This window comes from Enterobacter cloacae complex sp. XAL002 (assembly GCF_049236805.1).
GTDB lineage: Bacteria > Pseudomonadota > Gammaproteobacteria > Enterobacterales > Enterobacteriaceae > Enterobacter > Enterobacter intestinihominis.
Genome location: NZ_JBMKJN010000020.1, coordinates 55,967 through 77,665, shown reverse-complemented (window position 1 = coordinate 77,665; position 21,699 = coordinate 55,967). Strand labels below are relative to the sequence as shown.

General features: G+C 56.4%; 25 protein-coding genes and 1 pseudogene. 5 read left to right on the top strand and 21 right to left on the bottom strand.

Annotated elements, in window-relative coordinates:
• From ACOT0L_RS17955 to fkpA, 9 genes are all read right to left on the bottom strand, one after another.
• On the bottom strand, nt 1-203 hold a 203-nt coding region (locus tag ACOT0L_RS17955; protein WP_000031659.1), incomplete at its 3' end, for a GTP-binding protein.
• Nucleotides 204-272: 69 nt separating this feature from the next.
• Entirely contained in the window at nt 273-2,387 is a 2,115-nt protein-coding gene (gene fusA / locus ACOT0L_RS17950; protein ID WP_022649591.1) for an elongation factor G, read from the bottom strand.
• Nucleotides 2,388-2,483: 96 nt separating this feature from the next.
• On the bottom strand, nt 2,484-2,954 hold the full coding sequence (gene rpsG, locus ACOT0L_RS17945) for a 30S ribosomal protein S7 (RefSeq protein WP_003861706.1): 471 nt from the start codon (nt 2,952-2,954) through the stop codon (nt 2,484-2,486).
• A gap of 96 nt (nt 2,955-3,050) precedes the next feature.
• Nucleotides 3,051-3,425: a 30S ribosomal protein S12 gene (gene rpsL / locus ACOT0L_RS17940; RefSeq protein ID WP_000246815.1), complete on the bottom strand. Its 375-nt coding sequence runs from the start codon at nt 3,423-3,425 to the stop codon at nt 3,051-3,053.
• A 124-nt stretch (nt 3,426-3,549) separates the two neighbouring features.
• Complete coding sequence (gene tusB, locus ACOT0L_RS17935; protein WP_022649592.1) at nt 3,550-3,837, bottom strand: sulfurtransferase complex subunit TusB; 288 nt, start codon at nt 3,835-3,837, stop codon at nt 3,550-3,552.
• A 7-nt stretch (nt 3,838-3,844) separates the two neighbouring features.
• Nucleotides 3,845-4,204, bottom strand: coding sequence for a sulfurtransferase complex subunit TusC (gene tusC / locus ACOT0L_RS17930; RefSeq protein ID WP_022649593.1), 360 nt, complete (start codon nt 4,202-4,204; stop codon nt 3,845-3,847).
• The gene (tusD, locus tag ACOT0L_RS17925; RefSeq protein WP_003861699.1) at nt 4,204-4,590 is read right to left on the bottom strand and encodes a sulfurtransferase complex subunit TusD; all 387 of its coding nucleotides are present in this window, start codon (nt 4,588-4,590) and stop codon (nt 4,204-4,206) included. Before tusD ends, tusC begins: the two co-directional genes overlap by 1 nt.
• A complete protein-coding gene (locus ACOT0L_RS17920) occupies nt 4,590-5,312 on the bottom strand; it encodes a helix-turn-helix transcriptional regulator (RefSeq protein ID WP_003861697.1) in 723 nt (240 codons plus the stop codon). The genes tusD and ACOT0L_RS17920 overlap by 1 nt, the downstream gene beginning before the upstream one ends.
• A gap of 167 nt (nt 5,313-5,479) precedes the next feature.
• Nucleotides 5,480-6,298 carry an FKBP-type peptidyl-prolyl cis-trans isomerase gene (fkpA, locus tag ACOT0L_RS17915; protein WP_003861695.1) on the bottom strand — a complete coding sequence of 273 codons (819 nt, stop codon included), beginning with the start codon at nt 6,296-6,298 and terminating at the stop codon, nt 5,480-5,482.
• Nucleotides 6,299-6,536: 238 nt separating this feature from the next.
• Between fkpA and ACOT0L_RS17910 the strand changes: the two genes are divergently transcribed.
• The gene (locus ACOT0L_RS17910) at nt 6,537-6,755 is read left to right on the top strand and encodes a protein SlyX (protein ID WP_126503876.1); all 219 of its coding nucleotides are present in this window, start codon (nt 6,537-6,539) and stop codon (nt 6,753-6,755) included.
• A gap of 51 nt (nt 6,756-6,806) precedes the next feature.
• Here the strand turns inward: ACOT0L_RS17910 and slyD are convergent, their stop codons facing one another.
• The 4 genes from slyD to kefG all read right to left on the bottom strand — a co-directional run bounded on the left by slyD (nt 6,807) and on the right by kefG (nt 10,086).
• Nucleotides 6,807-7,421, bottom strand: coding sequence for a peptidylprolyl isomerase (gene slyD, locus ACOT0L_RS17905; protein ID WP_126503874.1), 615 nt, complete (start codon nt 7,419-7,421; stop codon nt 6,807-6,809).
• A gap of 94 nt (nt 7,422-7,515) precedes the next feature.
• The gene (locus ACOT0L_RS17900; RefSeq protein WP_022649597.1) at nt 7,516-7,716 is read right to left on the bottom strand and encodes a YheV family putative zinc ribbon protein; all 201 of its coding nucleotides are present in this window, start codon (nt 7,714-7,716) and stop codon (nt 7,516-7,518) included.
• Between the two features lie 13 nt (nt 7,717-7,729).
• Nucleotides 7,730-9,535 (bottom strand): glutathione-regulated potassium-efflux system protein KefB, encoded by a 1,806-nt coding sequence (gene kefB, locus ACOT0L_RS17895; RefSeq protein WP_003861688.1) that lies wholly within the window; start codon nt 9,533-9,535, stop codon nt 7,730-7,732.
• Complete coding sequence (gene kefG / locus ACOT0L_RS17890) at nt 9,535-10,086, bottom strand: glutathione-regulated potassium-efflux system ancillary protein KefG (RefSeq protein WP_003861686.1); 552 nt, start codon at nt 10,084-10,086, stop codon at nt 9,535-9,537. Before kefG ends, kefB begins: the two co-directional genes overlap by 1 nt.
• 132 nt (nt 10,087-10,218) lie before the next feature.
• On the opposite strand from kefG, the gene ACOT0L_RS17885 reads away from it, so the two are divergent.
• Together ACOT0L_RS17885 and ACOT0L_RS17880 are read left to right on the top strand one after the other, a co-directional pair.
• The gene (locus ACOT0L_RS17885) at nt 10,219-12,123 is read left to right on the top strand and encodes an ABC transporter ATP-binding protein (RefSeq protein WP_023298762.1); all 1,905 of its coding nucleotides are present in this window, start codon (nt 10,219-10,221) and stop codon (nt 12,121-12,123) included.
• A 15-nt stretch (nt 12,124-12,138) separates the two neighbouring features.
• Nucleotides 12,139-13,071: a LysR substrate-binding domain-containing protein gene (locus ACOT0L_RS17880; RefSeq protein WP_126503871.1), complete on the top strand. Its 933-nt coding sequence runs from the start codon at nt 12,139-12,141 to the stop codon at nt 13,069-13,071.
• Nucleotides 13,072-13,171: 100 nt separating this feature from the next.
• Here ACOT0L_RS17880 and mdcH read toward each other — a convergent pair whose 3' ends face one another.
• From mdcH to mdcA, 8 genes and pseudogenes are all read right to left on the bottom strand, one after another.
• Nucleotides 13,172-14,068: a malonate decarboxylase subunit epsilon gene (gene mdcH, locus ACOT0L_RS17875; protein WP_126503868.1), complete on the bottom strand. Its 897-nt coding sequence runs from the start codon at nt 14,066-14,068 to the stop codon at nt 13,172-13,174.
• Complete coding sequence (locus ACOT0L_RS17870; protein ID WP_126503866.1) at nt 14,068-14,685, bottom strand: malonate decarboxylase holo-ACP synthase; 618 nt, start codon at nt 14,683-14,685, stop codon at nt 14,068-14,070. Before ACOT0L_RS17870 ends, mdcH begins: the two co-directional genes overlap by 1 nt.
• 2 nt (nt 14,686-14,687) lie before the next feature.
• Nucleotides 14,688-15,646, bottom strand: a pseudogene (locus ACOT0L_RS17865) (AEC family transporter).
• A 123-nt stretch (nt 15,647-15,769) separates the two neighbouring features.
• On the bottom strand, nt 15,770-16,570 hold the full coding sequence (gene mdcE, locus ACOT0L_RS17860) for a biotin-independent malonate decarboxylase subunit gamma (RefSeq protein ID WP_003861675.1): 801 nt from the start codon (nt 16,568-16,570) through the stop codon (nt 15,770-15,772).
• Entirely contained in the window at nt 16,570-17,403 is an 834-nt protein-coding gene (locus ACOT0L_RS17855; protein ID WP_003861672.1) for a biotin-independent malonate decarboxylase subunit beta, read from the bottom strand. Before ACOT0L_RS17855 ends, mdcE begins: the two co-directional genes overlap by 1 nt.
• Nucleotides 17,396-17,695 carry a malonate decarboxylase acyl carrier protein gene (gene mdcC, locus ACOT0L_RS17850; RefSeq protein WP_000411786.1) on the bottom strand — a complete coding sequence of 100 codons (300 nt, stop codon included), beginning with the start codon at nt 17,693-17,695 and terminating at the stop codon, nt 17,396-17,398. Before mdcC ends, ACOT0L_RS17855 begins: the two co-directional genes overlap by 8 nt.
• 9 nt (nt 17,696-17,704) lie before the next feature.
• Nucleotides 17,705-18,562: a triphosphoribosyl-dephospho-CoA synthase gene (locus tag ACOT0L_RS17845; protein WP_048966614.1), complete on the bottom strand. Its 858-nt coding sequence runs from the start codon at nt 18,560-18,562 to the stop codon at nt 17,705-17,707.
• Entirely contained in the window at nt 18,562-20,217 is a 1,656-nt protein-coding gene (gene mdcA / locus ACOT0L_RS17840) for a malonate decarboxylase subunit alpha (RefSeq protein ID WP_126503862.1), read from the bottom strand. Before mdcA ends, ACOT0L_RS17845 begins: the two co-directional genes overlap by 1 nt.
• 228 nt (nt 20,218-20,445) lie before the next feature.
• On the opposite strand from mdcA, the gene ACOT0L_RS17835 reads away from it, so the two are divergent.
• A complete protein-coding gene (locus tag ACOT0L_RS17835) occupies nt 20,446-21,468 on the top strand; it encodes a hydrolase (protein ID WP_048966613.1) in 1,023 nt (340 codons plus the stop codon).
• The gene (locus tag ACOT0L_RS17830) at nt 21,465-21,683 is read left to right on the top strand and encodes a YheU family protein (protein WP_022649608.1); all 219 of its coding nucleotides are present in this window, start codon (nt 21,465-21,467) and stop codon (nt 21,681-21,683) included. Before ACOT0L_RS17835 ends, ACOT0L_RS17830 begins: the two co-directional genes overlap by 4 nt.
• Nucleotides 21,684-21,699: the final 16 nt, after the last annotated feature.

Here is a 21,699-nt window from a genome sequence, read left to right as displayed (position 1 = left end):
ACGTGAGAGGTGTTGATGGTGATACCACGAGCTTTTTCTTCTGGTGCGTTATCGATCTGGTCGAAAGCACGAGCAGCACCGCCGTAGGTTTTAGCCAGTACGGTAGTGATTGCAGCAGTCAGGGTAGTTTTACCATGGTCAACGTGGCCGATAGTACCAACGTTGACGTGCGGTTTTGTACGTTCAAATTTTTCTTTAGACACGGCTATATTCCTTACTATAGTGCTCTCCCCTTCGGAGAGAGCACGGGACTTAGGTTTTAATCCTGTGGATTACTTACCACGGGCTTCGATAACGGCCTGAGCTACGTTGTTCGGCGCATCATCATACTTCAGGAATTCCATAGTGTATGATGCACGACCTTTGGTCAGAGAACGCAGCTGAGTTGCATATCCGAACATTTCAGACAGCGGAACTTCAGCGTGGATCTTAACGCCAGTTACTTCGGATTCCTGACCACGCAGCATACCGCGACGACGGCTCAAGTCACCGATAACGTCACCGGTGTTCTCTTCCGGAGTTTCTACTTCAACCTTCATGATTGGCTCAAGCAGAACTGGTTTTGCTTTCTTAAAGCCTTCTTTAAAGGCAATAGACGCAGCCAGTTTAAACGCCAGTTCAGAGGAGTCAACGTCGTGGTAAGAACCGAAGTGCAGACGAACACCCATGTCTACAACCGGGTAACCAGCCAGAGGACCAGCTTTCAGCTGCTCCTGGATACCTTTATCAACGGCAGGGATGTATTCGCCAGGAATTACACCACCTTTGATGTCGTTGATGAACTCGTAACCTTTAGGGTTAGAGCCCGGCTCCAGTGGGTACATGTCGATCACAACGTGACCGTACTGACCGCGACCACCAGACTGCTTAGCGTGTTTACCTTCAACATCGGTAACTTTCGCGCGAATCGCTTCGCGGTAAGCAACCTGAGGTTTACCCACGTTCGCTTCAACGTTGAATTCACGCTTCATACGGTCAACGATGATGTCCAGGTGCAGTTCACCCATACCAGCGATGATGGTCTGGTTAGATTCTTCATCAGTCCATACGCGGAATGATGGGTCTTCTTTCGCCAGACGGCCCAGAGCCAGACCCATTTTTTCCTGGTCAGCTTTGGTTTTTGGTTCAACCGCGATGGAGATTACCGGCTCAGGGAATTCCATACGCTCCAGAATGATCGGGTGATCCGGGTCACACAGGGTGTCACCAGTAGTCACGTCTTTCAGACCGATAGCAGCAGCGATGTCGCCCGCACGAACTTCTTTGATCTCTTCACGTTTGTTAGCGTGCATCTGTACGATACGGCCAAAACGTTCACGCGCCGATTTCACGGAGTTCAGGATGGTGTCACCGGAGTTAACCACACCAGAGTAAACGCGGAAGAAGGTCAGGTTACCCACGAATGGGTCGGTAGCAATTTTGAACGCCAGCGCAGAGAACGGCTCGTCATCACTTGCGTGACGCTCAGCCGGAGTATCTTTACCGTCGTCCAGGATGCCGTTGATCGCAGGAACGTCAACCGGGGATGGCAGGTAGTCAACTACCGCATCCAGCATTGCCTGAACACCTTTGTTCTTGAACGCAGAACCACAGGTTACCAGGATGATTTCGTTGTTCAGAACACGCTGACGCAGAGCAGATTTGATCTCTTGCTCAGTCAGTTCTTCACCACCCAGGTATTTCTCCATCAGCTCTTCAGAAGCTTCTGCTGCGGATTCGATCAGGTTCTGGTGCCATTCGTCAGCCAGGTCCTGCATCTCTGCCGGGATATCTTCGTATTCGAAGGTAACGCCCGCATCTGCTTCGTTCCAGTTGATGGCTTTCATTTTCACCAGGTCGATAACACCGGTGAAGCCTTCTTCAGCACCAATTGCCAGCTGAAGCGGAACAGGGTTCGCGCCCAGACGGGTTTTGATCTGGCCAACAACTTTCAGGAAGTTAGCACCCATACGGTCCATTTTGTTAACGAACGCGATGCGTGGAACTTTATATTTGTTAGCCTGACGCCATACGGTTTCAGACTGTGGCTGAACACCACCAACTGCGCAATAAACCATTACCGCGCCGTCAAGAACACGCATGGAACGTTCTACTTCGATGGTGAAGTCAACGTGCCCTGGGGTGTCGATGATGTTTACGCGATGCGGTTCGTACTGCTTAGCCATACCTGACCAGAAAGCAGTAGTCGCTGCGGAGGTGATAGTAATACCACGCTCCTGCTCCTGTTCCATCCAGTCCATGGTGGCTGCGCCGTCATGAACTTCACCGATTTTATGGTTTACACCGGTGTAGAACAGAATACGTTCGGTAGTAGTGGTTTTACCGGCGTCGATGTGCGCACTGATACCGATGTTACGGTAGCGTGCGATGGGTGTTGTACGAGCCATTTGATTCCTCGTTTATATCTTTAGGCGTTCAGTTAAGTTACCCAGAGCGGGCGGCTTCTCTGAAGCGCCCGCCTGGTGACTACGACTCCGAAGGGATTACCAACGGTAGTGTGCGAACGCCTTGTTGGCTTCTGCCATACGGTGAACGTCTTCACGTTTCTTAACTGCAGTACCTTTGTTTTCTGCAGCATCAGAAAGTTCGTTCGCCAGACGCAGAGCCATGGATTTATCACCGCGTTTACGAGCAGCTTCAACGATCCAACGCATTGCCAGAGCATTACGACGAACCGGACGAACTTCAACTGGAACCTGATAAGTAGAACCACCAACGCGGCGAGACTTAACTTCTACAGTCGGGCGCACGTTGTCGAGAGCGACTTCGAAAGCTTCCAGTTCATTTTTACCAGAACGCTGAGCCAGGGTCTCCAGCGCGCTGTATACGATTGCTTCTGCAGTAGATTTTTTACCATCTACCATCAGGATATTTACAAATTTTGCCAGCAGTTCTGATCCGAATTTCGGATCTGGAAGAATTTTACGCTGACCAATGACGCGACGACGTGGCATGGGATTACTCCGTTGTTAATTCAGGATTGTCCAAAACTCTACGAGTTTAGTTTGACATTAAGATAAATCAGTTTGGCCTTACTTAACGGAGAACCATTAAGCCTTAGGACGCTTCACGCCGTACTTGGAGCGAGCCTGCTTACGGTCTTTAACACCTGAGCAGTCCAGCGCACCACGAACGGTGTGGTAACGAACACCCGGAAGGTCTTTAACACGACCGCCACGGATCAGGATCACGGAGTGCTCCTGAAGGTTGTGACCTTCACCACCGATGTAGGAAGTCACTTCGAAACCGTTAGTCAAACGCACACGGCATACTTTACGCAGTGCGGAGTTTGGTTTTTTAGGAGTGGTGGTATATACACGAGTACATACGCCACGTTTCTGCGGGCAGGCTTCCAGCGCAGGCACGTTGCTTTTTGCAACTTTGCGTGCACGTGGTTTGCGTACCAGCTGGTTAACTGTTGCCATTAAATAGCTCCTGGTTTTAGCTTTTGCTTCGTAAACACGTAATAAAACGACCTCATACAATATGAGGACGCGAAATTTTAGGGCTACGTCGAAAAGGTGTCAAGAAATATACAGCGATCTCAAATCACCAGTTCATTTGACTGGCGTGCGTCACAGTAAGATTGACGAAATCAGTATAGCCAACCACGTCAATTTTGGCTGAAATTTGACCAGAAAGACCCCGCGCATCCAGATCCTCTTTAAGCGCAGAGACTGTTATGGGGGCATTAGCGAGGATTTCAACAAAACGGCTGCCATCAAGCGCCGCGAGCACGCCATCCTGAATCAGCAGCAGATCATCGCCTTCGCGCAGCATGCTCAGTAACGTGTCGATATCGCATTGCCACGGTGAACGGCTCAGGGTATGGAGCATGATAGCCTCAGAAAGTCAGAACGGTATCGTAGTGAGAAAGTTGTTCGCGCAGCGCAGAAGATGTCAGGATCGTCACGTCCAGCACGACCGGTATTTTCTCATTTAACCCACGAGCGGCCAGCGAGTCGGCGCACACATAGAAGGTTTCAATGTCATAGAGCGGCAGAACTTTAAAGGTCGCAATGTAGTCGCGCGCAAGAATGGCCTGCGGTTGTTGGCCTGCCAGAAGCTGGAATACGCCATCGCCTAAAAAGAAGACGCCAATATCTTCGGTTAAAGCCGAGGTCGCGAGCAATGCATCCAGCCCTTCCCGGCCTGAAGCGCTGCCATGCGGGGCAGAAGTAAAAACAAACGCTACGCGCTTCATCAAAATTGCACCACTCTGTCGCAGGTCAACGCCGCCTGTGCTAATGCGCCTAATCCGCTGAGCGAAAAGCCCGGTTGCAGGTTAGCCCCTGCCAGACCAAGGCGTTCGGCTTCAGTCGCATCCGTCACGCCGCGACGCAGTGCCGCCGCGACGCAGATATGCAGGTCGACGCCCTGCGTTTCGTTTAATTTTTGCCAGGCGCGCACAAGGTCAAACTCATCGCTCGCCGGGGACGTAAACTGGTTCGCGTTATAGACCCCTTCACGATAGAAGAAGACGCTTGCCAGTTCATGACCGGCATCAAGCAGCGCATGGGCAAACTGTAGCGCGCTGCTGGCCTGCTGGGTACCGTACGCCGGGCCCGTCACCATTAACGCAAAACGCATTACTTGTCTTGCCCCAGGAAGTCGCCGCTTTTGAACTGGCGAATATAGAGGTAAACCGTGTGTTTGGAGATATTCAGGCGATCGGCCACCTGGTTGATGGCATCTTTGATATCAAAAATCCCTTTCTCATAGAGGTTCAGGACGATCTGACGATTCTTGGCGTTGTTGGATACGTTGCGATCGGCATTCACCTCTTCAATGGTGAACTCCAGCGTCTGTGTCACGAGATCCTCAACAGAAGAGGCAAAGTTCACCGATGAGCCCACGTCCGGCGTTTCTGGCGGAATGAAAGTGCTCATGATTTGCGAGAATGGCACATCAAGGTTCATGTTGATGCACAGCAGACCGATCACCCGGTGTTCGCGGTTTCGAATCGCGATAGTTTCTGATTTCATCAGCACGCCGCTTTTGGCGCGGGTGAAATAGCATTTTGAGACGCTGCTGTCCGCGCCGGTCATGTCATGCAACATACGCAATGCAAGGTCGGTGATTGGCGAACCAATTTTACGGCCAGTGTGCTCACCATTCGCAATGCGGATAGCGGAACACTTAAGATCTTGCAGGGAATGCAATACGATTTCGCAGTGGGAACCAATGAGCATCGCTAACCCGTCCACTACCGCTTCGTAGGATTTCAGAATATCGAAGTCGGTCTGGTCAAATGGACGTTGATCCAGCAAATCAAGTTCACTGGTTTCGTTGGTTAAAAGCGACCTGGACATGAAAAAAACACTCCTTTTCAGGAGCCTGTCGTTAGGTTTTCAGGGCAGGCTCATTATCTACACGGACAACTAAATTAATACAGCGTGTATAACGCTTTCCAGTGTTAATTATATCTGCCCCACAATAAAAAAACCGCCGCCTGTAAAGGCGGCGGTTTTTTTCAGCATTACTTCTTAGCTGCTGCGGCTTTGTCGTCAGCCGGTGCGTCTGTTTTCGCATCCGCTTTCGGCGCCGGTTTGATGTCCAGCAGTTCTACATCAAATACCAGCGTAGAGTTAGCCGGGATACCCGGAACGCCGGTTTTGCCGTAAGCCAGATCCGGTGGGATGACCAGCTTGATTTTACCGCCTTTCTTGATGTTCTTCAGGCCTTCGGTCCAGCCCGGGATCACACCGTCCAGACGGAAGGAGAGAGGCTCACCGCGAGTATAAGAGTTATCGAACTCTTTACCGTCGATCAGCGTACCTTTGTAGTTAACTACAACGGTGTCGCTGTCTTTAGGCGCGTCGCCGGTACCTTCTTTCTCAACTTTATAGATCAGGCCAGTAGAAGACGTTTTAACGCCTTTCTCTTTAGCGAACTTATCGCGGTAGGCTTTGCCTTTCGCTTCGTTATCTTTAGCGTCTGCTTCCATCTTGGTCTGAGCGGCGCCTTTCACGCGCGCTTCAAACGCTTGCAGAGTCTGCTCGATTTCCTGGTCAGACAGTTTGCTCTTGTCTGCGAACGCATCCTGAACCCCTGCGATCAGCTGGTTTTTGTCCAGTTTGATGCCCAGTTTCTCTTGTTCTTTCAGAGAGTTTTCCATGTAACGGCCCAGAGACGCGCCAAGTGCGTAGGCGGATTTCTGGTCGTCATTCTTGAATGCCGCTTTGCTGTCTGTAGTCGCAGCAGGCTTCGCAGCAGTATCAGCAGCGAAAGACAGCGGCGCATTGAGCGCTACAGCCATAGTGGTCGCCAGCAGCGTAACTTTAAACAGTGATTTCATCCATATCTCCAGGACCTGAGGTCTCTCACCCCAGTGTTAAACGTAAATGAGTGACGTACTATAAAACGTTGTGGAAGAAATCTACAGACAGACTCCCCCGAATGTCGCTTCTTTTCAGACTATTTTTGTTTAAATAAGTTTCTTGTCAGGGAGATGGATACTGTACTTAAGGAAAAAGTCAGATAAACTTCGCCGCCGCTGGTCCATTATGGCGCATGAGAGATAAACGAGGTGAATGATGAAGGATACAACGATCGAAGCGAGACTGGCTGAGCTGGACAGCCGCCTGGCTTTTCAGGACATCACCATCGAAGAACTGAACCAGACCGTGACGGCTCATGAGCTTGAAATGGCAAAAATGCGCGATTTGATGCGACTTCTTACTGAAAAAGTGAAGGCAACGCAGTCGTCGCACATCGCCTCTCAGGCTGAAGAGACGCCACCACCTCATTATTGAGGCGTAAAAAAAGCGGGATTATCCCGCTTTTTTATTTTCCGCAGTACGGAATCAGTGGCAGCCGCAGCCGCCGTTACCGCAACCACCTTTACCGTGGCCGTGGTCATGACCATGATCGTGGCCGTGGTCATGACCATGATCGTGGCCGTGACCACCGCAGCAGCCGTCGTGGCCGTGATCGTGGTCATGGTCGTGACCGTGCGCACCATGAACGTGGCCATGAGCCAGCTCTTCTTCGGTCGCTTCACGGATAGCAACAACTTCTACGTTGAACTTCAGGTTCTGACCAGCCAGCATGTGGTTGCCGTCAACCACAACGTGGTCGTCTTCAACTTCTGTGATTTCAACCGGAACCGGACCCTGGTCAGTTTCAGCCAGGAAGCGCATGCCAACCTGCAACTCGTCAACGCCCATGAACACGTCTTTAGGAACGCGCTGAACCAGGTTGTCATCATACTGACCGTAAGCGTCGTTCGCGCCGACAGCAACGTCGAATTTGTCGCCAACTTCATGACCCTCCAGCGCCGTTTCCAGGCCGGAAATCAGGGAACCGTGACCATGCAGGTAGTCCAGCGGCGCACTCACCGGAGACTCATCAACCAACACACCGTCTTCTGTACGTACCTGATAGGCCAGGCTGACCACCAGGTCTTTTGCTACTTTCATGATATCTCCTGAGCGTGGGAAAATTGCTGGCGCAGATTGTAGCGGAATTCTGCACCCGTGTACCCTTAAGCTTAAAAAAACTCAGAGCATATCGCTAGTCTGGATGAAAAATGCCGATCACTTGCTCTTCTTTGCGAACGTGATCGCGGGCTTCTTTGTCGGCCTCACGCATCTGGTGACCGCACTTAACACATTCAACAATATCGATATTATTCTCCCGCCACATGGCCAGCGTATCTTGCGCCTGGCAGGACGGGCATTTTGCGCCCGCGATAAAGCGTTTACGTAAAGCCATCTTTCGTTACCCTTTATTCAAATTCATCCCAGCCGTCGAGCTGGCGTCGTTCCTGTTGCATCTCACGCTGGAAGATCTCCTCCAGTTCGCGACGCGCTTCCCGCACGCGGGAGATCTGCGCCGTGTCGCTGTGCACAGGCATCAGTTCACGCAGCATTCGCATATCCAGCCGGCGGAAATGCATCTGGGCGCGTTGCGCCTGGTGAGGATGCATACCCAGCGAAACCAGCGCCTTGCGCCCCAGCTCCAGCGCGCTGGAGAAGGTTTCGCGGGAGAAGTGTTTCACACCCGCCTGCAAAAGTTCGTGAGCCTCAACTCGTCCGCGCGCACGCGCCAGAATATGCAGATGCGGGAAATGCTGCTGGCACAGCTCCACCAGCTTCATTGTGTCTTCCGGATCGTTACAGGTGATGACGATGGACTCCGCAGCCTCTGCGCCCGCCGAGCGCAACAGCTCAAGCTGCGTCGCATCCCCGTAGTACACCTTATAACCATATTTGCGCATCAGGTTGACGGCGCTGATATCGCGCTCCAGCACCGTAATGCGCATTTTATTTGCCATCAACAGGCGACCAATCACCTGTCCGAAGCGGCCAAAGCCCACGACGATCACCTGCGGTTTATCATCTTCCACCCACGGCGCTTCGTCTTCATCGTCTGCGGGATTCAGGCGGCGCGACAGCAGTTTGTCCACCAGCTTCATCAGCAGCGGCGTGGTCATCATCGACAGCGTGACCGTCACCAGTAGCAGCGCCATCTGGTCATCTTTGAACAGCTTCTGAGACGACGCAGTGGAAAACAGCACAAACGCAAACTCTCCGCCCTGACTTAACACGCTGGAAAACTGCATCCTTTCCGAGCTGCGCAGCCCGTAAATCCGCGCGAGGAGATACAGCACCAGCGTTTTGACCGCCACCAGCACGGCGACACTCGCAATAACCCACAGCAGATGGGTATAGAGCACGCCAAGATTAAGCGCCATACCCACCGAGATAAAGAACAGCCCTAACAGCAGCCCCTTAAACGGATCGATGGCGGTCTCCAGCTCGTGGCGGTACTCGCTTTCCGCAAGCAGCACCCCGGCGATAAACGTCCCGAGCGCCATCGACAGCCCCAGCGCATCCATAAACAGCGCTGAACCAAGCACCAGCAGCAGCGTTGCGGCGGTGAAGACCTCGCGTACGCCGGATGCCGCAATAAACCGGAACACTGGACGCAGTAAAAACCGTCCGCCGATCAGCATCCCCGCGAAGGCCAGCACCTTCATGGAGATCTTCATCCAGTCGAAATGATCGTCTCCGGAGCCTGCCAGCAGCGGCACCAGCGCCAGCGCCGGGATCACCGCTAAATCCTGGAACAGCAGCACCGAAAAGCCCAGTTGCCCCGCCTCGTTGCGGTTCATCCCTTTGTCGCGCATCAGCTGAAGCGCCATCGCCGTCGACGACATCGCAAGACCGATCCCGCCAATCACCGCGGCCTGCCAGGAAAACTGCGTCAGCATCAGCAGGCCCGCCAGAATGGCGGCGCTGAGCAATACCTGCGCCGCCCCGACGCCAAAAATAGATTGCCGCAGTTGCCACAGCTTGGACGGATTAAGCTCAAGCCCGATGATAAACATCAGGAACACCACGCCCAGCTCGGAGAAGTGGAGAATTTCATCCACATCGCTGATAAACCCAAGCCCCCAGGGACCAATGGCTATCCCCGCCAGCAAATAGCCCAGCACCGCGCCAATGCCGAGACGCGCGGCAAGGGGGACCGCGACGACGGCGGCAAACAAAAACAGCACCCCGGCGAGGAGTAAATTCGAACCGTCCATTAGCGTCCTCCCGCCGGAATCGGTGACGCCAGCCATTCGCCATAGGCCCTGGCATGGCTCGCCAGCGCTTTCGGATCCTGCCGCCGTGCCCAGTAGATAATAATCGGGCTCATCCAGTGCATACGGCACATCGCCGCCGTCAGCTCAAACGGCCGCAGAATGTCGCTCATGGGGTAACGGTTCAGCCCGTCGTGACGGTAAGCGCTTTCCGGCTCACCGGTGGTGATGACACTCCGCCAGTACTTTCCCGCCAGCTGGTTGCCCCCCACCCCGCTGGAAAAGCCCCGGCTCAGCACGCGGTCCAGCCACTCTTTCAGCAGCGCCGGACAGCTATAGGTATAAAGCGGATGCTGGAACACAATCACGTCGTGCTGACGCAGCAGTTCCTGCTCGTAAGGAATATCAATAAAGAAATCGGGATAGTGCGCGTAGAGATCGTGCACCGTTACGTTACTGAGCTGTGTGGCCGGCTTAAGCAGCACCCGGTTTGCCACCGAGTCCTGTGATTCCGGATGGGCATACAGCAGCAGCACTTTCGCTGTCTGAGACATCACTCCCCTCCCGGTTCTGTTTTTGTGTATTGTTGTCGTTTTGGGCTACCATGGCGGCCCGGTGGGGAAATTGGCCCACACCTTACATTATCATAATGACAAATTAACATAGTCGGAACATACGGCGCTTCTATGATTGTTTTCTCCTCGTTACAAATTCGTCGCGGCGTGCGCGTCCTGCTGGATAACGCGACTGCTACCATCAACCCGGGCCAGAAAGTGGGGCTGGTCGGCAAAAACGGCTGCGGTAAATCCACCCTGCTGGCACTGCTGAAAAACGAGATAAGCGCGGATGGCGGGAACTTTACCTTCCCGGGCAACTGGCAGCTCGCCTGGGTAAACCAGGAGACCCCCGCGCTGAGCGAACCGGCGCTCGACTATGTTATCGACGGCGACCGTGAATACCGCAAGCTCGAAGCGGAGCTCAACGCCGCCAACGAACGCAACGACGGCCACGCCATCGCCACCGTCCACGGCAAGCTGGACGCCATCGACGCCTGGACCATTCGCTCCCGCGCCTCCAGCCTGCTGCACGGCCTGGGCTTCAGCAACGAACAGCTTGAACGCCCGGTGAGCGATTTCTCGGGTGGCTGGCGTATGCGCCTTAACCTGGCGCAGGCGCTGATCTGCCGCTCTGACCTCCTGCTGCTCGATGAACCGACCAACCACCTCGATCTCGATGCGGTTATTTGGCTGGAGAAGTGGCTCAAGAGCTATCAGGGCACTCTGATTCTGATCTCCCACGACCGCGACTTCCTCGACCCGGTGGTGGATAAAATCATTCATATCGAACAGCAAAGCCTGTTCGAGTACACCGGCAACTACAGCTCTTTCGAGCGCCAGCGCGCGACGCGCCTCGCCCAGCAGCAGGCGATGTATGAAAGCCAGCAGCAGCGCGTGGCGCACTTGCAAAGCTTTGTGGATCGCTTCAAGGCCAAGGCGTCAAAAGCCAAGCAGGCGCAGAGCCGCGTCAAAATGCTGGAACGCATGGAGATGATTGCCCCCGCGCACGTGGATAACCCGTTCCACTTCAGCTTCCGCGAGCCGGAGAGCCTGCCGAACCCGCTGCTGAAGATGGAAAAAGTGAGCGCGGGCTATGGCGATCGCATTATTCTCGACTCTATCAAGCTCAACCTGGTGCCGGGTTCACGCATCGGTCTGCTGGGGCGTAACGGCGCCGGTAAATCGACGCTGATCAAGCTGCTGGCGGGCGAGCTTAACCCGGTCAGCGGCGAAATCGGGCTGGCGAAGGGCATCAAGCTTGGCTACTTCGCTCAGCATCAGCTGGAATTTTTACGCGCCGATGAATCGCCGATCCAGCACCTGGCGCGCCTGGCGCCGCAGGAGATGGAGCAGAAGCTGCGCGACTACCTCGGCGGCTTTGGCTTCCAGGGAGATAAGGTGACTGAAAATACAGCGCGTTTCTCCGGCGGCGAAAAAGCGCGTCTGGTGCTGGCGCTGATCGTCTGGCAGCGTCCAAACCTGCTGCTGCTCGATGAACCGACCAACCACCTCGATCTCGACATGCGTCAGGCGCTGACCGAAGCGCTGATCGAGTTCGAAGGGGCGCTGGTTGTCGTTTCGCACGATCGCCACCTGATCCGCTCCACCACCGACGATCTCTATCTGGTTCACGGCGGCAAAGTGGAACCGTTCGACGGCGATCTGGAAGATTACCAGCAGTGGCTGACGGACGTGCAGAAGCAGGAAAACCAGCCGGAAGAGTCAGCGAAAGACAACGCCAACAGCGCCCAGGCGCGTAAAGACCAGAAGCGCCGTGAAGCGGAACTGCGCACCCAGACTCAGCCGCTGCGTAAAGAGATTACCCGTCTCGAAAAAGAGATGGAAAAGCTTAACGCCACGCTTGCCGCCGTCGAAGAGAAGCTGGGCGACAGCGAACTGTACGATCAGAGCCGCAAAGCGGAGCTGACGGACTGTCTGCAAACGCAGGCGAAAACCAAATCCAGTCTCGAAGAGTGCGAAATGGCATGGCTGGACGCGCAGGAACAGCTGGAAGCGATGCTGCAAGCCGACTAACACGCCGGGAGGGTTATGGGCTTCGATACCACGAGCGAGATTACATTCCGTAAGCTCAGCATCTTCATGACGTTCATGGACAAGGGCAATATCGCACGTACCGCCGAAACGCTCGGCCTGAGCGGTGTCAGTGTGCACCGCGCGCTGCATACCCTAGAAGAGAACGTCCGCTGCCCGCTCTTTGCTCACAAAGGGCGTAACCTGATTGCCCTCCCCTCCGCATGGACGCTGCTGGAGTATTGTCAGGAGGTGATGCAGGTGATGGAGCGCGGGCTGGAAGAGTCGCGCAAGATTGCCGGTATCGGCCAGGGACGGTTGCGCGTCGGTACGCTTTACTCGCTGACGCTGGAAACCGTGCCGCGCCTGATAATGGGCATGAAGCTGCGCCGTCCGGATCTGGAGATGGATCTGACGATGGGCTCGAACGAAACCCTGCTCCATATGCTGGATGAGGGGTCGCTGGATGCGATTTTAATCTCTATCTCCGAAAGCGATATCGACCGTAACAGCCTCGAAGTGCTTCCTCTGTTCCATGACGATATTTTCCTTGCCGCACCAGCCTCTGCCACGCTGAATACCAGCGGCCCCGCCGATCTGCGTGACTATAAAGATCAGAAGTTTGTCGCCCTCGCGGAAGGGTTCGCCACTTACGCCGGGTTTCAGGAAGCGTTTCATATTGCCGGTTTCGAGCCGGAGATTGTGACCCGCGTGAACGATATCTTCTCTATGCTGAGCCTGGTACAGGCGGGGGTCGGGTTTACGCTAATGCCAGGCAGGATGAAGAAGGTCTACGAGAATTCCGTGCAACTGTTGAAGCTGGCGGAGCCGTACCAGATGCAGCAGCTGATCGCGATTGTCTTTGCCCGCAACCGCGAGCAGGATCCGAGCCTGCGGGCATTGGCCGCGGAAGGGCGGATGTATGCCAGAAGTTTGCAGGACGGAGCCTGAGGCCTTGCCGGGTGGCGACGCGTTGCGTCTTACCCGGCCTACAAAATAATACAACCGAACCCGTAGGCCCGGTAAGGCGCAGCCGCCACCGGGCAAAAAGTCACCGCTGAAGTCGACCCGCCAGATGCACCGCCACGTCCACCCCGCTGCGCTCCAGCGAAATGGATTCGCCTTCCCACGCCGCCTGCCGCGTCAGGCAGGTTAATATGCCTCCCGGCGGCATCTCAATCGCCAGCCGCGCTTCACGCTCGTTAGCGGAAATCACCGCCTCCTGCCAGCGCACGGTTCGCGCCATGTTCATTGCCAGATCGTCGGCAATTTTCTCCGGCTGCCAGAGCACGCGTCCGGTACTGCCGCTCAGGTACGCGCAGCGGGGACGGGAAAGCGTGACCGATTCAAACGCCGCTGCCAGCTTCTTCGCCGGTTCCGCCAGCAGCGCGCAGTGCGATGGCACACTCACCGCCAGCCGTTTGGCCTTGCTTGCGCCCTTCGCCAGCGCGCGCTCCGCCACCTGCGCCATACCGTCATCGGTTCCGGCAATCACGATCTGCGTTTCGGCGTTCAGGTTAGCGATATAGGTTCCAGTCCCCTGAATCAGGTTTTCCACCTGCGGCAGGGTCAACCCCATAATCGCCGTCAGGCCGTAGCCGTGCGGATACGCCTGCTCCATCAAATCACCGCGCAGCGCCACCAGCTTCAGCGCATCCGTAAAGTCCAGCGAGCCTGCGATAACCGCCGCAGGATAAGCGCCAATGGACAGACCGCTGACAATATCCGGCGACACGCCGCGACGTTCCAGCTCGCGCGCCCAGGCCACGCCGGCAATCAGCAGTGAAAGCTGAACCGCACGGGTGTGGGTTAACGAGGATGCGCTGTCCAGGGTATCGACTTCCGCCCTCAGCACAGCACGGGCCTGCTCCAGCTCCGTTCCCGGCAGGTTTTGCAGCATACCTTCGTGCTGTGTGCCCTGCCCCGGAAAGGTAAACAGTATTTTCATTACTCCTCCCTGTGCCATGGATCCGCCACCAGGCGCGGTCCACATTGCGTTTTTAGCAGCGTTTTGCCGTCGCGTAACCATTCTGCCAGCGCGAATCCGCCCTCGGGCGTGTCCACCTGCGTATCCGCCCGGCACAACGCACGGCTGAGCTGAGCCTGCCAGTCAGTAAACGCCTCAGGGGAAACGGTACGCGGGGCGCGGATCAGCAGATCGAGATCGCTATCGGCGTGGATCACCGGAATGCCGGTCGCCAGCGCGTAACCCGTACTGCCGGTTATCCCCCACGTCCACGGCCACGACTGCTGCGCAAGCTGAAGCGCCACCTGAACCGGCGGCTGAGTGACAAACGGCGAACGCAGCAGGTCGGCGGCAACGCTCAACTCTTCGGGCGACACCACGCGCAACACGTTCTCAGGCTTCACCCATCCGGCCGCTCGCTGGTCGCGGCGCAATCCGCGCACGCCAACGGGAATACGGCCTTCATTATCAACATCACGCCGCACCACTACCGGCAGCCCGGTATGCCAGGCCGCGTCTGCCCAGGATTCGGTAATCCCTTCCAGGGCGTCGCGCGCGGTAAGCCAGATGAGGTCGTGTGCGCGTAATGTTGTGGTCATAATTACATTCCTGAAGTCAGCGAGATAAACAGCGGCAGCGACAGGATACACAGTATGGAGCTCAACAGCAGCACGGCTTCAGCATCCGGCGACTGCACGCCAAAGCGGTTACCGAACACCACGCCAAAGAAGCCCGCAGACAGCGCAATCATCAGGATGGCGGTGATCGCCACGGAGCCGTGCAGACCGAAGATTAAAACGATACCCCAGGCAATTGCTGGCTGGATCAGCAGCTTGGCGATAGTGGAAGTGATCACCATGGTGTTGATCTGAAGCTTACGCGCGGAGAGGATCACCCCGGTCAGGAACAGCGCCGCAGCGGTCGCGGACAATCCCAGAGGTTTAATCGCCGCCAGTACCAGCTCTGGCATTTTGATGCCGATAGCGGACAGGATCACACCCAGCAGCGGGCCCATCACGATCGGTTTTTTAATGGAGCGCCACATCAGCACCGGCAGCATGGAAAGCGTTGAACCGGAGTTATTGCCTTCGGCGCGGGCTTTCTCACGCTCCAGAATAAGCAGGCAGAACGGGGTCATCAGCACCGAACCACAGGCGATGGAGACCGCCACGGAGAGTGAAGTAGAAGAACTTTCACCCAGCACGCTGCCCAGAATCGGCAGGCCGAGCGCCGCATAGTTTGGCAGAGCGACGGTCAGCGTCAGTACGGCCGCATCCTGCGGAGATTTTTTAAAGACTTTGGTGGCGAGGAAGTAGATGGCCGCATAGGTGATCCACATCGCCAGGGTGAGAACCAGGATCAGCGGCGACTGCGCCACAATGCCGGTCCACGGGGTTTGCACGGTGGCGCTGAACAACGCGGCAGGGAGTGCAAAATCCATAACGAAGATATTCAGCAGGGAAACATTTTTGTTATCGACCATCTTTGCTTTACCGGCCAGAATCCCAGCAGCATGATGACGAAAATCGGTGCAAGAGCATGAACAATTACGTAAGTCATAAATCACCTGTAGTAAAAAAGTTTAAGCACTGGCGCGATGTTTATTATTTTCAGGATGCAGGTTCCCGCGTGGACGCAACGGGCGCGCCCACGGGGTAATGCATCTGGCAGGTCTCTTTTTACTTACCAGCTGGCTCGCATACGTTCACGTACGAGCGCCGAGCTGCGGCGGTTGTCAGCACCCAGACGGTTTTTCAACGTGGTGTCCTGACGAGCGTCGCTGATGGCCTGTTGCAGGGTAGTTTTCACCCGCGTCAGATCGCTTTCGGAAGGGGCATCCGGGTTGCTGATATCCAGCAGGTCGGAGAGCAGCCCCAGCGTGGCGTAGTTGCTGATGTCGTACGCCATTGGCGGAATGGTTGCCGCCAGTTTTTCCAGCGCCTCCACGGTACGCAGCGTAATGCGCGCCGCAGACTCTTTGCCCATGGCATGGATCAGCACGCCTTTATCGTTGAAGGCAATCAGGCGGTTGGCCTGATAGCCGTGCGCCAGAAACGCGCCGGACATGGCCTTACCGACGATAAGACCAATCACCGGATGCCCCGCCAGCCGCGCATTGGCATAGGCGGCAGCGGCGCCGGCCAGCGCCTGGTGGATACCAAACGCCTCTTCGCGACGGCCATAGGCCTGGCTTGGGACATCGATCACCGCCACAATCGGGCGCTTCACGGCTTTATCTGCGTCAGCGGCGACGGTTTCGCTGACCACTTTTGCCAGCGTCCAGCCCTCCAGCAGCCCCACTTCCCCTTGCGCCGCGCGCGGGAAGTGGTTGTTGGCGTCCGGCACCACGGCGACAAAGCGCACCGTTTCACCGTTCAGCTCGCCGTCTGCCGCCTGCACGGACGGGCATAACCCCTCCAGACGTTTCGCGTTCGGGGCCAGAGTTTCCAGCCAGAGTTCGCCACGGCTAATTGAGTTAGTCATCATTTCACCTCCCGGGCAAAAAGCGCTTTAATCTGTTCGGCATCGGCCTGTTTGCGGGTGTCGAAATTCGTCAGACGGTTCAGGTAATCGTCGTAGTTATCGGTGCGATGTTTCGCCGGTACGCCTTTGGCGATGGCCTCGTTCATCGCGGCTTTCACCGCGTTCACGCCGTCGCCCACCAGCGCGTCCACCAGCCCACTTTCATAGCGCACTTCGCCGCCGGTCATGCTCCAGATAAACGGACGGTCGCGGGAGTCATACTCTTCAATGCCCGCTTCCTGCTCAATAACCTGCGGGCCGTTGAGGCCAAGACGCGCTTCGCGGGTCACAATCAGGTAGCTGCACAGCGCCGCGGCGATAGACATCCCGCCGAAGCAGCCCACGGTCCCGGCGACAATCCCGACAACCGGGGTATAGCGACGCAGGTCAACGATCGCGGCGTGGATATCGGCAATCGCCGCCAGGCCAAGGTTGGCTTCCTGCAAACGTACGCCGCCGGTTTCGAGGCACAGTACCGCCTGAGTCGGAATGCCGTTGCGGTTATCTTCCGCCGCCAGCTCCAGCGCCGCCGCCATTTTGGCACCGGACACTTCGCCCATGCTGCCGCCCTGGAAGGTGCCTTCAATCGCCACCACCACTGCAGGCTGGCCGTTGATGGTCCCTTTCGCGACTACCATGCCGTCATCGGCCTGAGGAACAATCCCCTGTGGCCCAAGCCACGGAGAGATAATGCCTTCAAACGGATCCAGCAGTTCGCGGTAGCTGCCGTCGTCGAGCAGCGCCTGCGCACGCTGGCGCGCTTTTAATTCGATAAAGCTGCTGTCATCACGCATGGTTCACCCCTTCAAAAACCTGTTCGATACGAATGCGTGCCACGCCCGGCGTCGCGCCGAAGTCGTGGATGGTCAGCTTACCTGCGGGCAGGCTGCTGACGGTTTGCAGGCGATTGAACAACGCCTCCCAGCGCCCACGGCTGTTATCGACGGAGGTGGTGATATCAATGGTTAAGGTCTGGCCCGGTTCGGCGGTGAAAAGCACCTCCATATCCCCGGAACCGACTACCCCTGCCAGCGCCCTGCCGCTTACTTCGCGGCTGGCGGGCACGGTCAATGTGATTTTTTCCATAACATCCTCTTAATGCTTTGAATAGGGCGTTTCGACGCGGTCAAGAAACAGCGTGGCGGCAAGCAGGTCTGCGGCTCCGCCCGGCGAGGCGTTAAGCGTCAGCATCTGACGGTCTAACTGCGCCAGCGCCTGCTGCCCCGCAAGTGTTGCGCATCCTCCCGCGTTCAGCACCGCACGGGCGCCGTTCTGCATGGCATCCAGCCCCTCCATGCCGGCGCGCGACAGCACGCAGGTGTCGGTGAGCGAGGTCATGATCGCCATCAGCGCGTCGAGTCTGGCCTGCGTTTCGCTGCTGCCGTTGAGACGGCTGAGGTGAAGCTGCGGCAGCGCGCGCTGCATGATGTGCGGAAACGCCTGCTGAGCCTCTTCACGCGCGCCCGGTACACGGTAGCGGTGCGTGACGCGTAACCCCTTGCTGAATACTTTCGGCGCCGCGTCATCCGGCAGTTTCGCCAGCTGAGCGGCGGTGTTCGCGACGGTTTGCGCCCGGGCATCGCCGCCCAGCATCGCCACCGCGCTCACCAGCAATCCCAGCGCCCAGATCGCGCCACGGTGTGTGTTCACACCGTCGGTAGCGGCCATCATCTGCCGTTCGCCTTCACGACCCAGGCGGCCAACGGTTTGCCTGAGGGCAATATCCGCCGGACGCTGCCAGCTCTGTTGCGCCAGCGCCTGAAACGTGGGGGTCAAGCTGTGAGCGGAGCGCTCCATCAGCGCAAGCGATAAATCGTGATGCGCGCCGTTCCCCCGGCTGTCCACCAGACCGGGCTTCGGGCTTAAACGTGCTTCGTCAATCAGACACTGCGTGGCGGTTCGCGCCAGCCATTCGGCACCGCCTTCAACCTGGATCTGGGGCAGAAGTTTCATTACCAGCTCCGGAATTTCGCAGGTGGGTTATACAGGCCGCCGGACCACTCAACGAGGTCAGCCACGCTGCCCGCAGCCAGCAGAGAGCGGGTGGCATCGGTACGACGAATGCCCATATCTTCCGGATACACAACCTTGCCGCTCTGGCGCAGTTCCGCCACGCGTTTGGCGTCAACGCCCAGACCGATATCGGTGATACCCGCCACGGCGGCGACCATGGCGCGACGCTCTTCCAGATCTTTTGCCCGGTAGAGGTAAGCAATCCCCTCTTCCGTCAGCACATGGGTGACGTCATCGCCGTAAATCATAACCGGCGCCAGCGGCATGCCGGAGGCTTTCGCCACGTCTACGGCGTCGAGTTTCTCCACGAAGGTTGGCTTCACGCCCGCCTGGAAGGTTTCCACCATCTGCACAACCAGCTTTTTACCGCGCTGCATCGGGTCAGGCTCGGTGATCATGTTCAGCCAGGCCGGTGTGGCGTGGCGACGACCGTGCGGATCGTGGCCCATGTTTGGTGCGCCGCCGAAGCCGGAGAGACGGCCGCGGGTCACGGTTGAGGAGTTAGCGTAACCATCAACCTGTAGCGTAGAGCCGATAAACATATCGACCGCGTACTGACCAGCCAGCTGACAGAAGGCGCGGTTAGAGCGCATGGAGCCGTCAGCACCGGTAAAGAACACGTCCGGACGGGCGCGGATGTACTCTTCCATCCCCAGCTCGCCGCCGAAGCAGTGGACGCTCTCCACCCAGCCGCTTTCGATGGCCGGGATCAGCGTTGGATGCGGGTTCAAAGTCCAGTGTTTACAGATTTTGCCTTTGAGTCCGAGCTGTTCGCCGTAGGTTGGCAGCAGCAGTTCGATCGCTGCGGTATTAAAGCCAATCCCGTGGTTCAGGGACTGCACCTGGTGTTCAGCGTAGATGCCTTTAATCGCCATCATCGCCATCAGGATGTGTTCCTGTTTAATCAGGCGCGGGTCGCGGGTGAAGAGCGGCTCAATAAAGAACGGCTTGTCCGCCACCACCACGTAATCGATCCACGAGCCCGGAATATCGACGCGCGGCAGGTCGCACTCGTCGTCCACCAGCTCGTTCACCTGTGCGATGACGATGCCGTCGTGGAACGCGGCGGCTTCCACCAGCGCCGGGGTATCTTCGGTACTCGCCCCGGTGTAGAGGTTACCTTTACGGTCCGCTTTAAAACCGGCAATCAGCGCCACGTTTGGCGAAAGGTCGACGTATAAACGTGAGTAGAGTTCGATGTAGGTGTGAATCGCCCCGATTTCGAGCTGACCATCCTCCAGCAGCTGCGAAATGCGCAGGCTTTGCGTACCGGAGAAGGAGAAGTCGAGCTTGCGGGCGATGCCTTTCTCAAAGATGTCCAGATGTTCGCTGCGGCCCACGCTCGGCATGATCATATGCAGATCGTGCACGATTTGCGGGTTCACTTCGGCCAGTGAACGGGAAAGGAAATCCGCCTGCTTCTGGTTGTTGCCTTCCAGAACGACTTTGTCGCCTGGTGTGATCAGTTTTTCCAGCATGGCGACAAGATCGCCGGTTGGCAGTACCTTGCCCTGCACCGGTACGGACGCCAGACGACGCGCTTTCTCGCTGCGTCGGGTGTTCCATTGCCGGGTGGGTGTTTGCCCAGATAACATTATTAACCTCCTGATTCAGCACATCATTCTGATTTGCTTAACGTTGAGTAAAGTGTGCGCTCTGGTGAGAAAGGCATCAATTAAGCGTAGGACGTAATCATTAGCCTGAGAGTAATAATCAAGGTAAAGAAATGTGATCGGGATCAGTTCATGTTTCGGAAAAACGGGCTAAACGGGGTACAATTCGGAAGGTATAGTTAATTTCTGACAAGAATCAGCATCGCCCTTATGACCCAAATCATTCCCTCAGACTTCGACATTGCAGCCGAAGAGAGCGCAGAGTTCGTGCCCATGCGCGGTGTGGCTAACCCTCACCTGCAAACCATGCTGCCGCGCCTGATCCGCCGCAAGGTGCAGTTCAACCCCCACTGGCAGCGCATTGACCTGCCGGACGGTGACTTTTTGGATCTCGCCTGGAGCGAAGATCCGGATCGGGCCAGACATAAACCCCGTCTGGTGGTTTTTCACGGCCTGGAAGGCAGCCTGCACAGCCCTTACGCACACGGTCTCATTGAGGCGGCGAAAGCCCGCGGCTGGCTTGGGGTGGTGATGCATTTTCGCGGATGCAGCGGCGAGCCTAACCGTCAGAAACGCATTTATCACTCGGGTGAAACCGAGGACGGCTCCTGGTTCCTGCGCTGGCTAAGAGACAATTTCGGCGAAGCACCAACGGCAGCGGTGGGGTATTCGCTGGGCGGGAATATGCTGGCCTGCCTGCTGGCGAAGGAGAGCGACGCCGTACCGCTGGATGCGGCGGTGATTGTCTCTGCGCCCTTTATGCTGGAGCAGTGCAGTTATCATATGGAAAAGGGGTTTTCGCGGGTCTATCAGCGTTATCTGCTCAACCTGCTGAAAGCCAACGCCGCACGTAAACTTAAGGCCTATCCGGATACGCTGCCTGTGACGCTGCAACAGCTCAAACGCGTGAAGCGCCTGCGCGAGTTTGATGATTTGATCACCTCTAAAATTCACGGCTTTGCCGATGCGATTGACTATTACCGTCAGTGCAGCGCCATGCCTTTACTGAATCAAATCACGAAACCCACGCTGATTATCCACGCCAAAGACGATCCGTTTATGGATCATCACTCGATCCCCGCCCCTGACTATCTGCCGGATAACGTGGAGTATCAGCTCACCGAGTTCGGCGGGCACGTGGGCTTTGTTGGCGGCACGCTGCGTCGGCCAAAAATGTGGCTTGAGACGCGTATACCCGACTGGTTAACGGCCTATCTGGACGGTAAAAAATGATTATTCCCTGGCAGGATCTCTCTCCCGACACGCTCGATAATCTGATTGAAAGCTTTGTCTTGCGCGAAGGCACCGATTATGGTGAACATGAACGTTCGCTTGAACAAAAGGTCAGCGATGTGAAGCGCCAGCTTAAAAGCGGCGACGTGGTGCTGGTATGGTCCGAACTGCATGAGACGGTGAATATCATGCCCCGCAACGCGTTTCATGGCTGATCTTACACTTTTCCAG

Coding starts and splice junctions, on each gene's coding strand:
- tusB (WP_022649592.1), bottom strand. CDS start 3,837: ATGCTCCATACCCTGAGCCGTTCACCGTGGCAATGCGATATCGACACG.
- mdcH (WP_126503868.1), bottom strand. CDS start 14,068: ATGAAAATACTGTTTACCTTTCCGGGGCAGGGCACACAGCACGAAGGT.
- ACOT0L_RS17920 (WP_003861697.1), bottom strand. CDS start 5,312: ATGTCCAGGTCGCTTTTAACCAACGAAACCAGTGAACTTGATTTGCTG.
- slyD (WP_126503874.1), bottom strand. CDS start 7,421: ATGAAAGTAGCAAAAGACCTGGTGGTCAGCCTGGCCTATCAGGTACGT.
- tusD (WP_003861699.1), bottom strand. CDS start 4,590: ATGCGTTTTGCGTTAATGGTGACGGGCCCGGCGTACGGTACCCAGCAG.
- ACOT0L_RS17855 (WP_003861672.1), bottom strand. CDS start 17,403: ATGCGTGATGACAGCAGCTTTATCGAATTAAAAGCGCGCCAGCGTGCG.
- mdcE (WP_003861675.1), bottom strand. CDS start 16,570: ATGACTAACTCAATTAGCCGTGGCGAACTCTGGCTGGAAACTCTGGCC.
- ACOT0L_RS17900 (WP_022649597.1), bottom strand. CDS start 7,716: ATGGCTTTACGTAAACGCTTTATCGCGGGCGCAAAATGCCCGTCCTGC.
- ACOT0L_RS17910 (WP_126503876.1), top strand. CDS start 6,537: ATGAAGGATACAACGATCGAAGCGAGACTGGCTGAGCTGGACAGCCGC.
- mdcC (WP_000411786.1), bottom strand. CDS start 17,695: ATGGAAAAAATCACATTGACCGTGCCCGCCAGCCGCGAAGTAAGCGGC.
- rpsG (WP_003861706.1), bottom strand. CDS start 2,954: ATGCCACGTCGTCGCGTCATTGGTCAGCGTAAAATTCTTCCAGATCCG.
- ACOT0L_RS17830 (WP_022649608.1), top strand. CDS start 21,465: ATGATTATTCCCTGGCAGGATCTCTCTCCCGACACGCTCGATAATCTG.
- fkpA (WP_003861695.1), bottom strand. CDS start 6,298: ATGAAATCACTGTTTAAAGTTACGCTGCTGGCGACCACTATGGCTGTA.
- ACOT0L_RS17835 (WP_048966613.1), top strand. CDS start 20,446: ATGACCCAAATCATTCCCTCAGACTTCGACATTGCAGCCGAAGAGAGC.
- tusC (WP_022649593.1), bottom strand. CDS start 4,204: ATGAAGCGCGTAGCGTTTGTTTTTACTTCTGCCCCGCATGGCAGCGCT.
- ACOT0L_RS17880 (WP_126503871.1), top strand. CDS start 12,139: ATGGGCTTCGATACCACGAGCGAGATTACATTCCGTAAGCTCAGCATC.
- fusA (WP_022649591.1), bottom strand. CDS start 2,387: ATGGCTCGTACAACACCCATCGCACGCTACCGTAACATCGGTATCAGT.
- ACOT0L_RS17845 (WP_048966614.1), bottom strand. CDS start 18,562: ATGAAACTTCTGCCCCAGATCCAGGTTGAAGGCGGTGCCGAATGGCTG.
- mdcA (WP_126503862.1), bottom strand. CDS start 20,217: ATGTTATCTGGGCAAACACCCACCCGGCAATGGAACACCCGACGCAGC.
- kefB (WP_003861688.1), bottom strand. CDS start 9,535: ATGGACGGTTCGAATTTACTCCTCGCCGGGGTGCTGTTTTTGTTTGCC.
- rpsL (WP_000246815.1), bottom strand. CDS start 3,425: ATGGCAACAGTTAACCAGCTGGTACGCAAACCACGTGCACGCAAAGTT.
- ACOT0L_RS17870 (WP_126503866.1), bottom strand. CDS start 14,685: ATGACCACAACATTACGCGCACACGACCTCATCTGGCTTACCGCGCGC.
- kefG (WP_003861686.1), bottom strand. CDS start 10,086: ATGTCTCAGACAGCGAAAGTGCTGCTGCTGTATGCCCATCCGGAATCA.
- ACOT0L_RS17885 (WP_023298762.1), top strand. CDS start 10,219: ATGATTGTTTTCTCCTCGTTACAAATTCGTCGCGGCGTGCGCGTCCTG.